13 protein-coding genes and 1 other annotated feature are annotated in these 16,576 nt (G+C 40.5%); all 13 genes read left to right on the top strand.

Annotation, left to right across the window (positions count from 1 at the left end):
• Positions 1-83 precede the first annotated feature (83 nt).
• Positions 84-617, top strand: coding sequence for a transcription termination/antitermination protein NusG (gene nusG / locus ACM6HU_RS13270; protein WP_000415795.1), 534 nt, complete (start codon positions 84-86; stop codon positions 615-617).
• 166 nt (positions 618-783) lie between these two features.
• Positions 784-1,209, top strand: a complete 426-nt coding sequence (gene rplK, locus ACM6HU_RS13265) for a 50S ribosomal protein L11 (protein ID WP_001085872.1) — start codon at positions 784-786, stop codon at positions 1,207-1,209.
• Positions 1,210-1,390: 181 nt separating this feature from the next.
• On the top strand, positions 1,391-2,083 hold the full coding sequence (rplA, locus tag ACM6HU_RS13260; protein WP_016116944.1) for a 50S ribosomal protein L1: 693 nt from the start codon (positions 1,391-1,393) through the stop codon (positions 2,081-2,083).
• A 49-nt stretch (positions 2,084-2,132) separates the two neighbouring features.
• Positions 2,133-2,276: a sequence feature (ribosomal protein L10 leader region), on the top strand.
• Between the two features lie 40 nt (positions 2,277-2,316).
• The gene (gene rplJ / locus ACM6HU_RS13255) at positions 2,317-2,817 is read left to right on the top strand and encodes a 50S ribosomal protein L10 (protein WP_016116945.1); all 501 of its coding nucleotides are present in this window, start codon (positions 2,317-2,319) and stop codon (positions 2,815-2,817) included.
• Positions 2,818-2,883: 66 nt separating this feature from the next.
• Entirely contained in the window at positions 2,884-3,243 is a 360-nt protein-coding gene (gene rplL / locus ACM6HU_RS13250; RefSeq protein ID WP_003194333.1) for a 50S ribosomal protein L7/L12, read from the top strand.
• 75 nt (positions 3,244-3,318) lie between these two features.
• Positions 3,319-3,918 carry a class I SAM-dependent methyltransferase gene (locus ACM6HU_RS13245; RefSeq protein WP_016116946.1) on the top strand — a complete coding sequence of 200 codons (600 nt, stop codon included), beginning with the start codon at positions 3,319-3,321 and terminating at the stop codon, positions 3,916-3,918.
• Positions 3,919-4,208: 290 nt separating this feature from the next.
• On the top strand, positions 4,209-7,739 hold the full coding sequence (rpoB, locus tag ACM6HU_RS13240; RefSeq protein ID WP_016116947.1) for a DNA-directed RNA polymerase subunit beta: 3,531 nt from the start codon (positions 4,209-4,211) through the stop codon (positions 7,737-7,739).
• Between the two features lie 37 nt (positions 7,740-7,776).
• On the top strand, positions 7,777-11,388 hold the full coding sequence (gene rpoC, locus ACM6HU_RS13235) for a DNA-directed RNA polymerase subunit beta' (protein WP_016116948.1): 3,612 nt from the start codon (positions 7,777-7,779) through the stop codon (positions 11,386-11,388).
• 113 nt (positions 11,389-11,501) lie between these two features.
• Positions 11,502-11,750, top strand: a complete 249-nt coding sequence (locus tag ACM6HU_RS13230; protein WP_077295466.1) for a ribosomal L7Ae/L30e/S12e/Gadd45 family protein — start codon at positions 11,502-11,504, stop codon at positions 11,748-11,750.
• Positions 11,751-11,865: 115 nt separating this feature from the next.
• On the top strand, positions 11,866-12,288 hold the full coding sequence (gene rpsL, locus ACM6HU_RS13225) for a 30S ribosomal protein S12 (RefSeq protein WP_001142341.1): 423 nt from the start codon (positions 11,866-11,868) through the stop codon (positions 12,286-12,288).
• Between the two features lie 29 nt (positions 12,289-12,317).
• On the top strand, positions 12,318-12,788 hold the full coding sequence (gene rpsG, locus ACM6HU_RS13220) for a 30S ribosomal protein S7 (protein ID WP_003194344.1): 471 nt from the start codon (positions 12,318-12,320) through the stop codon (positions 12,786-12,788).
• Between the two features lie 208 nt (positions 12,789-12,996).
• Positions 12,997-15,075, top strand: a complete 2,079-nt coding sequence (gene fusA, locus ACM6HU_RS13215; protein WP_016116950.1) for an elongation factor G — start codon at positions 12,997-12,999, stop codon at positions 15,073-15,075.
• 117 nt (positions 15,076-15,192) lie between these two features.
• On the top strand, positions 15,193-16,383 hold the full coding sequence (gene tuf / locus ACM6HU_RS13210) for an elongation factor Tu (protein ID WP_003205504.1): 1,191 nt from the start codon (positions 15,193-15,195) through the stop codon (positions 16,381-16,383).
• The last annotated feature ends 193 nt before the right edge of the window (positions 16,384-16,576 follow it).

Raw genomic sequence — 16,576 nt, 5'->3', positions numbered from 1 at the left:
CTGTGTAAAAGCCCGATGAACGGGTTTTTTCATTTGCACAAAAAAATGTACGTCAGGGAGGGAAGGACGCTCGTCCTAAATGAATGGAAAAAAGTTGGTATGTTGTCCATACTTATTCTGGATATGAAAATAAAGTAAAAGCAAACCTAGAGAAACGTGTAGAATCAATGGGAATGCAAGATAAAATTTTCCGTGTTGTTGTTCCGGAAGAAGTAGAAGTAGAAATGAAAAACGGAAAAGAAAAATTAACAAAAAGAAAAGTATTCCCAGGTTATGTATTAGTTGAACTAATTATGACTGATGATTCTTGGTATGTTGTTCGTAATACACCAGGCGTAACAGGTTTTGTTGGATCTTCTGGGTCAGGTTCAAAACCATCTCCTTTATTAGAAGAGGAAGTTGTTACCATTATGAAGCATATGGGAATGGACAATGAAGTGGTTGATTTTGACTTTGAACTTCATGAAACAGTGCGTGTAAATGAAGGGCCATTCGCGAACTATACAGGCGCAATCGAAGAGATTGATATGGAAAAACAAAAAGTAAGAGTGCTTGTAGACATGTTTGGTCGTGAAACACCGGTCGAGCTGGATTTCCATCAAATTGAAAAATTATAAAATGAAACTTGAAATGAATTGTAAAAAGTGATAATATCTTTTAAGTCAGTACGTCTTCGGTAACGGAGACGTTTTTTGAAAAGATTTTATCGTACAGATAAAATAAAAGTGGGAGGGCAAATCACTGCCCAATTGACCACATCACGGACTTAAGGAGGTGTGTCTCGTGGCTAAAAAGGTAATTAAAATGGTAAAACTTCAAATTCCTGCAGGTAAAGCTAACCCAGCTCCACCAGTTGGTCCAGCATTAGGACAAGCGGGTGTTAACATCATGGGCTTCTGTAAAGAGTTCAACGCTCGTACAGCAGATCAAGCTGGTCTTATCATTCCTGTTGAAATTACGGTATTCGAAGACCGTTCATTCACTTTCATTACTAAAACTCCTCCTGCTGCTGTTCTTCTTAAGAAAGTAGCTGGTATCGAGTCTGGTTCTGGTGAACCAAACCGTAATAAAGTGGCAACTGTTAAGCGTGATAAAGTACGCGAAATCGCTGAAACAAAAATGCCTGACCTAAACGCTGCTAGTGTAGAAGCTGCAATGCGTATGGTTGAAGGTACTGCGCGCAGTATGGGTATCGTTATCGAAGACTAATTCGATTTGTTTTTTTGTAAAAAAGGTTGCGGGTCTGGAATTCCAATTCGCAACCTTTATTATCGTAAATGAGTATCGTTTTTAAATAAATGGATGGGCGCACATCCTCGGGGGTTCCCGGAATGAAGGCGTAAACGTGGGAGGTTATTCCGCTAAAACCACATTCAAGGAGGAAATAAACATGGCTAAAAGAGGTAAAAAGTACGTAGAAGCTGCGAAGCTTGTTGATCGTGCAACTGCTTACTCTGCAACAGAAGCAGTAGAATTAGTAAAGAAAACAAACACAGCTAAATTTGATGCAACTGTAGAAGCTGCATTCCGTTTAGGTGTTGATCCTAAGAAAGCTGACCAACAAATTCGTGGTGCAGTTGTTCTTCCACACGGTACTGGTAAAGTACAACGTGTATTAGTATTCGCTAAAGGCGAAAAAGCAAAAGAAGCTGAAGCTGCTGGCGCTGACTTCGTAGGCGATACTGATTACATCGGCAAAATCCAACAAGGTTGGTTCGGTTTCGATGTAGTAGTAGCAACTCCTGACATGATGGGTGAAGTTGGTAAACTCGGTCGCGTATTAGGACCTAAAGGTTTAATGCCAAACCCTAAAACTGGAACAGTTACTTTCGATGTAACAAAAGCTGTTAACGAAATCAAAGCTGGTAAAGTTGAATACCGCGTTGATAAAGCTGGTAACATCCATGTTCCAATCGGTAAAGTATCTTTCGAAGATGCTAAACTAGTAGAAAACTTCAAAACAATTGCTGATACGCTATTAAAAGCTAAACCAGCTGCTGCAAAAGGTACTTACATGAAGAATGCAACTGTTGCTTCTACAATGGGACCTGGCGTACGTGTAGACGTTTCTACAATCGCGTAAAAATTGGAAGTTGACTTCATAAAGAAGTTTTAATATAATCATTTATGTTGTGAATTTAAATAGTGTACCGTAGACAGTAGGTGCCAACTTGGCTTAATTTCCTACCTAGGTGTTAATATACGAAGCGGAATTTTTTTCTGTGACTATATGCCTCCATGTCTACAACTGGGCATGGAGGTTTTTTAGTGCACTTTCGGTACATCTTCTATATAATCTACAGGAGGTGTAATAACATGAGCAAAGCAATCGAAACTAAACAACAAGTTGTAACTGAAATCGCTGATAAACTTCGCGAAAGTAAATCTACAATCGTTGTTGACTACCGTGGTTTAACAGTATCTGAAGCAACTGAATTACGTAAAAACTTACGTGAGGCTGGCGTTGAGTTCAAAGTTTACAAAAACTCTTTAACTCGCCGTGCTGCAGAATCTGTTGAAATGGCTGAGTTAAACGAATTCTTAACAGGACCAAACGCAATCGCGTTCAGTAACGAGGATGTAATTGCTCCTGCGAAAGTTTTAAACGACTTCGCTAAAGATCATGAAGCTTTAGAAATTAAAGCGGGCGTAATCGAAGGTAAACTTGTATCACTTGATGAGGTTAAAGCTATCGCTACTCTTCCATCACGTGAAGGCTTACTTTCTATGCTTCTTAGCGTTCTTCAAGCTCCAATGCGTGGTCTTGCAATCGCTACTAAAGCAGTTGCAGATCAAAAAGAAGAGCAAGGCGCTTAATTTTCAAAAGATAATTACGTGTTATCGATAAAACAATAAGAACCTAATTAAGGGAGGATATTTACAATGACTAAAGAACAAATCATTGAAGCAGTTAAATCTATGACTGTATTAGAACTTAACGACTTAGTAAAAGCTATCGAGGAAGAATTCGGCGTAACTGCTGCTGCTCCTGTAGCTGTAGCTGGTGGCGCTGGTGAAGCTGCTGCTGAGCAAACTGAATTTGATGTTGTACTTGCTAGCGCAGGCGCACAAAAAATCAAAGTTATCAAAGTTGTTCGTGAAATCACTGGTCTTGGCTTAAAAGAAGCTAAAGAAGTAGTTGACAACACTCCAAAAGCAGTTAAAGAAGGCGCTTCTAAAGAAGAAGCTGAAGAAATCAAAGCTAAACTTGAAGAAGTTGGCGCTTCTGTAGAAGTTAAGTAATTAACTTTTGAAGCTATAAAAAAGCTCGCTCTTATGCGGGCTTTTTTTTTAACTGTAAAGAAAAGAGGTGGCCATATGGCAGACCATTATTTTTCTAATGATCCTTCGAGCAAAAGTGATCGTAAACGATGGGAATATGCATTGCGAGGATCCCACTTTGCTTTTTTATCTGATCATGGGGTGTTTTCGAAAAACGAGGTGGACTTTGGTTCTCGCCTTTTAATTGAAGCGTTTCAAATGCCGGATATTAAAGGTGACGTATTAGACGTGGGATGTGGATACGGTCCAATCGGTTTGTCGTTAGCAAAAGAGTTTCAAGAGCGTAGTGTTCACATGGTGGATGTGAACGAAAGGGCACTTGGACTTGCAAAAGAAAATGCTGCTAATAACAAAATTGAAAACGTTCGTATTTTTCAAAGTAGTGTCTATGAAAATGTAGATGGCAAGTATGCTGCTATTCTATCTAATCCTCCAATTCGTGCTGGTAAGCATATCGTGCATGAGATTTTAGAAAAAGCTGCCCTTCATCTAGTGTCGGGTGGAGAGCTTTGGATTGTTATTCAAAAGAAACAAGGTGCACCATCTGCGCTTAAAAAACTAGAGGAAACATTTTCTGAAGTTGAAGTTGTAGAAAAGAAAAAAGGATATTATATCATAAAATCAAAAAAACGTTGACGGTTATTTTTGGCTATGTTAACATTATACAATGCCAATATATGATTTTCTGCGTTGAGAACGATGTATATTTTTGCTTCTCTTGGAAAAGATAGTAAAATCAGCAGATGATGAAACAGAATGATGGTTTTCTTATAGAAGCCATTTTTCTTTTTTGAGCAGGTAGAAAGACTCAGCGTATCTATCTTTGAGAGAAAAAGCTGCGCTACTGGCGTTAGCTGTATTTATTTGTGATTTTGCACAAATTTTTTTGTGCATTTATAATACTCATGATTTGAGGGGTGAAGCAGTTGACAGGTCAACTAGTTCAATACGGACGCCACCGCCAACGAAGAAGTTATGCCCGTATTAGTGAAGTATTAGAGTTACCAAATCTTATCGAAATTCAAACCTCTTCTTATCAGTGGTTTCTTGATGAGGGTTTGCGAGAAATGTTCCAAGACATTTCTCCGATTGAAGACTTTACGGGAAATCTATCGCTTGAATTTATCGACTACAGCTTAGGTGAACCTAAATACTCTGTAGAAGAATGTAAAGAGCGTGATGTGACGTATGCAGCACCACTTCGTGTGAAAGTTCGTCTAATCAATAAGGAAACTGGTGAAGTAAAAGAACAGGATGTGTTCATGGGAGATTTCCCACTCATGACAGAGACAGGAACATTCGTAATTAACGGTGCAGAACGTGTTATCGTTTCCCAGTTAGTTCGCTCTCCAAGCGTATACTATAGTGGCAAAGTGGATAAAAACGGAAAACGTGGTTTTACTGCTACTGTAATTCCAAACCGCGGAGCTTGGTTAGAGTATGAAACAGATGCTAAGGATGTTGTATATGTGCGTATCGACCGTACGCGTAAACTTCCTGTAACTGTTTTGTTACGCGCATTAGGGTTTGGCTCTGATCAAGAAATCACCGAGCTTTTAGGTGATAACGAATACTTAAGCAATACGCTAGAAAAAGACAACACAGATAGCACAGAAAAAGCATTGCTTGAAATTTATGAGCGTCTACGCCCAGGTGAACCACCAACAGTAGAAAATGCGAAAAGCTTGCTTGTTTCTCGCTTCTTTGATCCGAAGCGCTACGATTTAGCAAATGTAGGTCGTTACAAGATCAACAAAAAGCTACACATTAAAAACAGATTGTTTAACCAACGCTTAGCTGAAACATTAGTAGATCCAGAAACTGGAGAAATTTTAGCGGCAGAAGGAACAGTCTTAGACCGTCGTACACTAGATCGCATTTTACCTTACTTAGAGAAAAACATTGGATTCAAGACAGCGAAACCAATGGGTGGAGTGGTAGAAGGCGATGTTGAGCTGCAATCGATTAAGATTTATGCTCCAGAGTCAGACGGTGAACGTTCTATCAATGTAATTGGGAATGCAAATATCACTCGTGACGTAAAACACATCACACCAGGTGATATCCTTGCTTCTATTAGCTACTTCTTTAACTTACTATACAAAGTAGGGGATACAGATGATATTGACCATTTAGGAAACCGTCGTCTTCGTTCTGTAGGGGAGTTATTACAAAACCAATTCCGTATCGGTCTTTCTCGTATGGAACGTGTTGTTCGTGAGAGAATGTCGATCCAAGATACAAATGCAATTACACCGCAAGCGTTAATTAACATTCGTCCGGTTATTGCATCTATTAAAGAGTTCTTCGGAAGTTCTCAGTTATCTCAGTTCATGGACCAAACAAACCCATTAGCAGAGTTAACACACAAACGAAGACTATCTGCATTAGGACCTGGTGGTTTAACGCGTGAGCGTGCAGGCTTTGAAGTACGTGACGTTCACTACTCTCACTATGGTCGTATGTGTCCAATCGAAACGCCAGAGGGACCAAACATCGGTTTGATCAACTCATTATCTTCATTCGCGAAAGTAAATGAGTTTGGTTTCATTGAAACACCATACCGTCGTGTTGATCCAGAAACTGGACGTGTAACGGGCCATGTTGATTACTTAACAGCAGATGAAGAAGATAACTATGTTGTAGCCCAAGCGAACATGAAATTATCTGAAGAAGGAGAATTCCTTGATGAAGATATCGTAGCTCGTTTCCGTGGTGAAAACATTGTCACAAATAAAGAACGTATCGATTACATGGATGTATCTCCAAAACAAGTAGTGTCCGCAGCGACAGCTTGTATTCCGTTCTTAGAAAACGATGACTCCAACCGTGCACTTATGGGTGCGAACATGCAACGTCAGGCGGTTCCGTTAATGAATCCGGAATCTCCGATTGTAGGTACAGGTATGGAGTACGTATCAGCAAAAGACTCAGGGGCTGCAGTAATCTGTAAACATCCTGGTACTGTTGAGCGCGTAGAAGCACGTGAAGTTTGGGTACGTCGCTATGTAGAAGTTGACGGTCAAAAAGTAAAAGGCGATTTAGATCGCTACAAAATGTTGAAATTCATTCGTTCTAACCAAGGAACTTGTTACAATCAACGTCCAATTGTAAGTGTTGGAGATCAAGTTGTAAAAGGTGAAATCCTTGCGGATGGTCCTTCTATGGAACTAGGTGAACTAGCACTTGGACGTAACGTGCTTGTTGGCTTTATGACATGGGATGGTTATAACTACGAGGATGCAATCATCATGAGTGAGCGCCTTGTAAAAGATGATGTGTACACTTCTATCCATATTGAAGAATATGAATCAGAAGCCCGTGATACGAAGCTTGGACCAGAAGAAATTACACGTGATATCCCGAATGTTGGGGAAGATGCACTTCGTAATCTTGACGAGCGCGGTATTATTCGCGTCGGTGCTGAAGTAAAAGACGGAGATCTACTTGTTGGTAAAGTAACGCCAAAAGGTGTAACAGAATTAACAGCAGAAGAACGTCTATTACATGCAATCTTCGGTGAAAAAGCGCGTGAAGTACGTGATACATCACTACGTGTGCCACATGGTGGTGGCGGTATTATCTTAGACGTAAAAGTATTCAACCGTGAAGATGGCGATGAATTGCCACCAGGTGTGAACCAACTTGTACGTGCATATATCGTTCAAAAACGTAAAATTTCTGAAGGTGACAAGATGGCCGGTCGTCATGGTAACAAAGGTGTTATCTCTCGTATTTTACCGGAAGAAGATATGCCTTACTTACCAGATGGCACGCCAATCGATATCATGTTGAACCCATTAGGGGTACCATCTCGTATGAATATCGGTCAGGTATTAGAGCTTCATCTTGGTATGGCAGCAAGATACCTTGGCATCCATATTGCAACGCCAGTATTCGATGGTGCTCGTGAGGAAGACGTATGGGGTACAATCGAAGAAGCTGGTATGGCAAATGATGCGAAAACAATCCTTTATGATGGACGTACTGGTGAACCATTCGACAATCGCGTATCTGTTGGTGTCATGTACATGATCAAACTTGCGCACATGGTTGACGATAAACTTCATGCTCGTTCTACTGGACCATACTCACTTGTAACGCAGCAACCTCTTGGAGGTAAAGCTCAGTTCGGTGGACAGCGTTTCGGTGAGATGGAGGTTTGGGCACTTGAAGCTTACGGTGCTGCTTATACTCTTCAAGAAATCTTAACAGTGAAGTCTGATGATGTTGTTGGACGTGTTAAGACGTACGAAGCAATTGTTAAAGGTGAAAATGTTCCAGAACCAGGCGTTCCAGAATCATTCAAAGTATTGATTAAAGAACTGCAAAGTTTAGGTATGGACGTTAAAATGATGTCTAGCGACGATACAGAAATTGAGATGCGTGATACGGAAGATGATGATCATCAATCAGCAGACAAATTGAATATCGAAGTTGAGACAACTAAGGAATAATCGGGATAACCTGTAGACTAAAAGGGAGGTAGGCCCCTTGATAGATGTAAATAACTTTGAATATATGAAGATTGGACTTGCTTCACCTGACAAGATTCGTTCTTGGTCATACGGTGAAGTTAAGAAACCAGAAACGATTAACTATCGTACGTTAAAGCCTGAAAAAGATGGCTTGTTCTGTGAGCGTATTTTCGGACCACAAAAGGACTGGGAATGTCATTGCGGAAAATATAAACGTGTACGTTATAAAGGTGTAGTTTGTGATCGATGTGGCGTTGAAGTAACGCGTGCAAAAGTTCGTCGTGAACGTATGGGCCATATCGAATTAGCTGCTCCTGTATCTCATATTTGGTATTTCAAAGGTATCCCGAGCCGCATGGGACTTGTCTTAGACATGTCCCCTCGCGCGCTTGAAGAAGTAATTTATTTCGCTTCTTATGTTGTAACAGAAAGTGGAGATACACCACTTGATAAGAAGCAATTACTTTCTGAAAAAGAATACCGTGCATATCGTGATCGATATGGCAGCACATTCCAAGCTGCTATGGGTGCAGAAGCAATTAAGAAGCTATTACAAGACATCGATTTAGATAAAGAAGTAGACTTCTTAAAAGAAGAATTAAAAACAGCACAAGGACAACGCCGTACTCGTGCTATTAAACGTCTAGAAGTATTAGAAGCATTCCGTAACTCTGGAAATCACCCATCTTGGATGATCTTAGATGTTCTTCCAGTTATCCCGCCAGAACTACGCCCAATGGTACAGTTAGATGGTGGACGTTTTGCTACTTCTGACTTAAACGACTTATACCGTCGTGTAATTAACCGTAATAATCGTTTAAAACGTCTATTGGACTTAGGTGCACCAAGCATCATCGTTCAAAACGAAAAACGTATGTTACAAGAAGCTGTAGACGCACTAATCGATAATGGTCGTCGTGGCCGTCCAGTTACTGGACCAGGTAACCGTCCATTGAAATCACTATCTCACATGCTTAAAGGTAAACAAGGACGTTTCCGTCAAAACTTATTAGGTAAACGTGTTGACTACTCTGGTCGTTCTGTAATCGTTGTAGGACCGAACTTAAAGATGTATCAATGTGGATTACCGAAAGAGATGGCGCTTGAATTGTTCAAACCTTTCGTTATGAAAGAGTTAGTTGGAAAAGGATTAGCGCACAACATTAAGAGTGCGAAACGTAAAATCGAGCGTGTACAACCTGAAGTTTGGGATGTTTTAGAATCTGTGATTAAAGAGCATCCAGTACTTCTAAATCGTGCGCCAACGCTTCACCGTCTTGGTATCCAGGCGTTTGAACCTACATTAGTAGAAGGTCGCGCAATCCGTCTTCATCCACTTGTATGTACTGCATACAACGCTGACTTTGACGGTGACCAAATGGCGGTTCACGTTCCGTTATCATCAGAAGCTCAAGCGGAAGCTCGTCTTCTTATGTTAGCAGCACAAAACATCTTGAATCCAAAAGACGGAAAACCAGTTGTTACTCCATCTCAGGATATGGTATTAGGTAACTACTACTTAACACTTGAGCGCGAAGGTGCAATTGGTGAAGGTATGGTGTTCAAAGATGCAAACGAAGCATTGCTTGCATATCAAAATGGATATGTACATCTGCACACACGTGTTGCAGTTGCTGCAAGTTCAGTAAACAACGAAACATTTACTGAAGAGCAAAAGAGCAAACTTCTACTAACAACAGTTGGTAAATTAATGTTTAACGAAATCTTACCGAAGTCGTTCCCTTATATTAACGAACCGACAAATTCAAACCTTGAAAAAGAAACACCAGCGAAGTATTTCGTTGAAAAAGGTGCGAACATTAAAGAGATTATTGCTAGTCGTGAAGAAGTGGCGCCATTTAGCAAGAAAATCCTTGGAAATATCATTGCGGAAGTATTTAAACGTTTCCAAATTACGGAAACATCTCGTATGCTTGATCGCATGAAAAACTTAGGATTTAAATATTCTACAAAAGCTGGTATTACAGTTGGGGTAGCAGATATTCTTGTATTAGGTGAAAAAGATGAAATTCTCCACGAAGCACAAGCAAAAGTAGATAATGTAATTAAACAATTCCGTCGCGGTTTAATCACGGAAGAAGAACGTTACGATCGTGTTATCTCTATTTGGAGTAATGCGAAAGATGTTATCCAAGGAAAACTGATGAAATCCTTGAATAAGCGCAATCCAATCTTCATGATGAGTGATTCTGGTGCCCGTGGTAACGCATCGAACTTTACTCAGCTTGCTGGTATGCGTGGTTTGATGGCAAACCCATCTGGTCGTATCATTGAACTTCCAATCAAATCAAGTTTCCGTGAAGGTTTAACAGTACTTGAGTACTTCATCTCTACGCATGGTGCGCGTAAAGGTCTTGCCGATACAGCACTTAAAACTGCCGATTCTGGTTACTTAACACGTCGTCTTGTAGACGTTGCACAAGATGTAATTGTCCGTGAAGATGATTGTGGAACAGATCGTGGTTTACTAATTGGTGCGATTAAAGAGGGTAATGAAGTTATTGAGTCATTATATGATCGTCTTGTTGGACGTTTTGCAAGAAAAACTGTAAAACATCCTGAAACAGGTGAAGTATTAGTTGGTGAAAACCAATTAATTACTGAAGATATCGCTCATATCGTTGAAAGTTCGGGTGTTGAAACTGTAAACATTCGTTCAGCGTTTACATGTAATACTCGCCATGGTGTATGTAAGAAGTGTTACGGTCGTAACTTAGCAACTGGTACAGATGTAGAAGTAGGAGAGGCGGTAGGTATTATCGCAGCTCAATCTATCGGTGAGCCAGGTACACAGTTAACGATGCGTACGTTCCATACAGGTGGGGTTGCCGGAGATGATATCACACAAGGTTTACCTCGTATCCAAGAGATCTTCGAAGCTCGTAATCCGAAAGGTCAGGCAGTTATTAGTGAAATTGACGGTGTTATCGCAGCGATCAACGATGTTAAAGATCGTCAAGAAGTAGTTGTACAGGGTGAAGTTGAAGCTCGTACGTATGCTATTCCTTACGGTGCTCGTCTGAAAGTAACTCCAGGACAGCCTATCAGTCACGGAAAAGAGTTAACAGAAGGTTCTATTGATCCGAAAGAATTATTAAAAGTAACTGATATTACAGCAGTTCAAGAATACTTACTACGTGAAGTTCAAAAAGTATACCGTATGCAAGGGGTAGAAATTGGTGATAAGCACGTAGAAGTAATGGTTCGCCAAATGCTTCGTAAAGTTCGCGTAAGCGATGCTGGTGAAACAGATGTATTACCAGGAACGTTACTAGACATCCATCAGTTCACTGATGCGAATGCGAAGGTGTTACTATTAGGTAAACAACCAGCAACAGCTAGACCGGTTCTTCTTGGTATTACAAAAGCTTCACTAGAAACAGATTCATTCTTATCTGCAGCATCGTTCCAAGAAACAACTCGTGTTCTAACAGATGCAGCAATTAAAGGAAAACGTGATGAACTTCTAGGATTGAAAGAGAATGTTATTATCGGTAAACTTGTTCCTGCTGGAACAGGTATGAATCGTTATCGCAAAGTGGATCTTGTGAAAACAACACAAGATGACATGAATGTAGAAAACGATGAAGTTTATGTGGAACAGTAAAATTTTCCGTCGTAAATTTTGTACAAAAACAGATAATCCTAGTTGACATTATATGAGTCAAAATGTTACTATAAGCAAGGTTGCTCCTGAACGATGCTTTGGAGGATATGTATATGTCTTATCAAAAAGTGTCAACTGCTGAAAATGTAGTCGTTGGTCATAAACGAACATTGGAAGCAATCAAAAATGGTACAGTTAAAGAAGTTGTCATTGCAGAAGATGCTGACATGCGGTTAACCGATGTTATTACTCGTACTGCATTGCAATATAACGTACCCATAACCAAAGTTGAATCAATTCGTAAACTTGGAAAAGTTTCGGGGATTCAAGTGGGAGCTTCAGCAATAGGAATAATAAGTTAAAACTGTTTTTGTGAGGAGAGAGCATTTGCTCTTCCTTGCAAAAACTTTGTTTTCAACTAATAATGAACCACCTGGATATGTGGTCATACAAACATGCGAAGGGAGGATAAATCAAATGCCTACTATTAACCAATTAGTGAGAAATGGTCGTACTGATAAAGTATGGAAATCTAAATCACCTGCGTTAAACAAAGGTTTCAACTCTTTAAAGAAAAAATCAACTGATATCTCTGCACCTCAAAAACGTGGTGTGTGTACTCGTGTTGGTACAATGACTCCGAAGAAACCAAACTCAGCGTTACGTAAATACGCTCGTGTACGTTTAACAAATGGTATCGAGGTTACAGCTTACATCCCAGGTATCGGTCATAACCTACAAGAGCATAGCGTAGTATTAATTCGCGGTGGTCGTGTAAAAGATTTACCAGGGGTACGTTACCACATCGTTCGTGGTGCGCTTGATACAGCTGGTGTTGACAAACGTATGCAAGGACGTTCTAAATATGGTACTAAGCGACCAAAACCTGCTAAGAAATAATAAACTTACAATGAAAGGAGGAACTCAATATGCCTCGTAAAGGACCTGTTGCGAAACGTGACGTGTTACCAGATCCAATGTACAATTCTAAACTTGTAACACGCCTAATCAACAAAATGATGGTTGACGGTAAAAAAGGTAAATCTCAAACAATTCTTTATAACGCGTTCGATATCGTTCGTGAACGTGCTGGTAAAGAGCCAATGGAAGTATTCGAGCAAGCTCTTAAGAACATCATGCCTGTTCTTGAAGTACGCGCTCGTCGTGTTGGTGGTGCTAACTACCAAGTTCCAGTTGAGGTTCGTCCAGAACGCCGTACAACTTTAGGTCTTCGCTGGTTAGTAAACTATGCTCGTCTTCGTGGTGAAAAAACTATGGAAGAGCGTCTAGCTTACGAAATCTTAGATGCAGCTAACAACGCTGGTGCATCTGTTAAGAAACGTGAAGACACTCATAAAATGGCAGAAGCTAACAAAGCATTTGCTCATTACCGTTGGTAGGATTCAACGTAAAATAAATGTAAGCATAAACCGCTTTATTTGTCGCTTATGGAAGTGTGGAGAGGGAGGATGCCTCTCCCTTTCAATGAGCGCTCATTTTACATAATGAGGGTACTGGACATACTGACATAAGTAACAAAATAAAGTGGCTTTTTTGCTACTTAAAATAAAATAATCCAATCCATATATGGAAGGAGCAAGACACCAAATGGGAAGAGAGTTCTCTTTAGAAAACACTCGTAATATTGGTATCATGGCTCACATCGATGCTGGTAAAACAACAGCAACTGAGCGTATCCTGTACTACACAGGACGTATTCATAAAATCGGTGAAACTCACGAAGGTGCATCTCAGATGGACTGGATGGAGCAAGAGCAAGAGCGTGGTATCACAATCACTTCTGCTGCAACTACAGCTCAATGGAAAGGTCATCGTGTAAACATCATTGACACTCCAGGACACGTAGACTTCACAGTAGAAGTAGAACGTTCTTTACGCGTACTTGATGGCGCAGTAGCAGTTCTTGATGCACAATCTGGTGTAGAACCACAAACAGAAACTGTTTGGCGTCAGGCTACTACTTATGGTGTACCTCGTATCGTATTCGTTAACAAAATGGATAAGATCGGTGCAGATTTCTTATACTCTGTAGGTACAATCCATGACCGTTTACAAGCAAACGCACATCCAATTCAGTTACCAATCGGTGCTGAAGACGAGTTCAATGGTATCATTGACCTTGTTGAAGAGTGTGCTTATATGTACGGTAACGATTTAGGAACAGATATTCAACGTATCGAAATTCCTGAAGAGCATAAAGAGCTAGCTGAAGAATACCGTGGAAAATTAATCGAAGCGGTAGCTGAGCTTGATGAAGAAATGATGATGAAGTACCTAGAAGGTGAAGAAATTACTGTAGAAGAGCTTAAAGCTGGTATCCGTAAGGCTACAATTTCTGTTGAATTCTTCCCAGTAATCTGTGGTTCTGCATTCAAAAACAAAGGTGTTCAAATTCTGTTAGACGCAGTTATTGACTACTTACCATCTCCACTAGATGTACCTGCTATTAAAGGTATTCTTCCGGATACAGATGAAGAAGTAGAACGTAAGTCTAGCGATGAAGAACCATTCGCAGCTCTAGCGTTCAAAATCATGACTGACCCTTATGTTGGTAAATTAACGTTCTTCCGTGTGTATTCTGGTGTGTTAAACTCTGGATCTTACGTGAAAAACTCAACTAAAGGTAAGCGTGAGCGTGTAGGACGTATCCTACAAATGCATGCTAACAGCCGTGAAGAGATTTCAACAGTTTATGCTGGTGATATCGCTGCTGCTGTCGGTTTAAAAGATACTACTACTGGTGATACTCTTTGTGAGGAGAAGAACCTTGTTATCCTTGAGTCTATGGAATTCCCAGAGCCAGTTATCTCTGTAGCTATCGAACCAAAATCTAAAGCTGACCAAGATAAAATGGGTACAGCATTATCTAAGCTTTCTGAAGAAGATCCAACATTCCGTGCTCACACTGACCAAGAAACTGGCCAAACAATCATCGCTGGTATGGGTGAACTTCACCTTGATATCATCGTTGACCGTATGCGCCGTGAATTCAAAGTGGAAGCAAACGTTGGTGCTCCTCAGGTAGCATACCGTGAGACTTTCCGCGCTGCTGCGAAAGTTGAAGGTAAGTTCGCTCGTCAGTCTGGTGGTCGTGGACAATTCGGTCACGTTTGGATTGAGTTTGAACCTAATGAAGAAGGTAAAGGATTCGAATTCCAAAACAAGATCGTCGGTGGTGTAGTTCCACGTGAATACATCCCAGCTGTTGGAGCGGGTCTTGAAGATTCACTTAAAAATGGTGTACTAGCTGGATATCCACTAGTTGACATTAAAGCTGCATTAGTTGACGGATCTTACCATGATGTTGACTCCTCTGAGATGGCGTTCAAAATCGCTGCATCTATGGCGCTTAAAGCTGCGGTTTCTAAATGTAGCCCAGTAATTCTTGAGCCAATGATGAAAGTTGAAGTTGTAATTCCTGAAGAGTACATGGGTGACATTATGGGTGACGTAACATCTCGTCGTGGACGCGTAGAAGGTATGGAAGCTCGCGGTAACGCACAAGTTGTTCGTGCTATGGTTCCACTTTCTGAAATGTTCGGTTATGCAACGGCATTACGTTCTAACACGCAAGGACGCGGAACATTCTCAATGACATTTGATCATTATGAAGAAGTACCAAAGTCTGTTTCAGAAGAAATTATCAAAAAAAATAAAGGTGAATAATTGATTTTTATCGATTGTTCAAGTATAACTACTTATGTAAGCTTAGAAAGTGAGGCTTATGTCGCGCTTTCTAGTCTAAATATAAAATAACCTATATAAACTAAGGAGGAATTTAGAATGGCTAAAGCTAAATTCGAACGTTCTAAACCCCATGTTAACATCGGTACAATCGGCCACGTTGACCATGGTAAAACTACATTAACTGCTGCGATCACTACAGTTCTTGCAAAAGCTGGTGGTGCTGAAGCACGCGGATACGATCAAATCGATGCTGCTCCAGAAGAAAGAGAGCGCGGTATCACAATCTCAACTGCACACGTTGAGTACGAAACTGAAACTCGTCACTATGCACACGTTGACTGCCCAGGACATGCTGACTATGTTAAAAACATGATCACTGGTGCTGCTCAAATGGACGGCGGTATCTTAGTAGTATCTGCTGCTGATGGCCCAATGCCTCAAACACGTGAGCACATCCTTCTTTCTCGTCAAGTAGGTGTTCCTTACATCGTTGTATTCTTAAACAAATGCGACATGGTAGACGACGAAGAATTATTAGAATTAGTAGAAATGGAAGTTCGCGACCTATTATCTGAATACGGATTCCCAGGCGACGATATTCCTGTAGTTAAAGGTTCTGCTCTTAAAGCTCTTCAAGGCGAAGCTGAGTGGGAAGAAAAAATCATTGAGTTAATGGCTGAAGTTGATGCTTACATCCCAACTCCAGAACGTGAAACTGACAAACCATTCTTAATGCCTATCGAGGATGTATTCTCTATCACAGGTCGTGGTACAGTTGCAACTGGTCGTGTAGAGCGCGGAGTAGTTAAAGTTGGTGACGTAGTAGAAATCATCGGTCTTGCTGAAGAGAACGCTTCTACAACTGTAACTGGTGTAGAAATGTTCCGTAAACTTCTTGACCAAGCTCAAGCTGGAGACAACATTGGTGCTCTACTTCGTGGGGTTGCTCGTGAAGACATCCAACGTGGACAAGTTCTTGCTAAAAGCGGTTCTGTAAAAGCTCACGCTAAATTCAAAGCTGAAGTTTTCGTATTATCTAAAGAAGAAGGTGGACGTCACACTCCATTCTTCGCTAACTACCGTCCGCAATTCTATTTCCGTACAACTGACGTAACTGGTATCATCCAATTACCAGAAGGTACTGAAATGGTAATGCCTGGTGACAATATCGAAATGACTATCGAACTTATCGCTCCAATCGCAATCGAAGAGGGAACTAAATTCTCTATTCGTGAAGGTGGACGTACAGTAGGTTACGGTGTAGTTGCTACAATCGTTGCTGAATAATCTTTAAATAGATTATTAAAAACTCAAGGGATTTTCCCTTGAGTTTTTTTATTGCTTATTTATATAGAAGAAAGAGGTGCGTTTTCTATTTTTGAATGAGTTTCTTCTACAGTATATAAAACGAAAACAACACCCAAAAACTGTAAGTTGAATAAGAGTAGATGAAAACTTGAAATTCTTTAAAGTGCCATGT

Origin of the sequence: Bacillus sp. IT-79MI2 (assembly GCF_949768135.1) — a bacterium.
GTDB lineage: Bacteria > Bacillota > Bacilli > Bacillales > Bacillaceae_G > Bacillus_A > Bacillus_A pseudomycoides.
The sequence above is the reverse complement of the archived record's forward strand: the minus strand, read 5'-3'. Positions and strand labels throughout refer to the sequence as shown.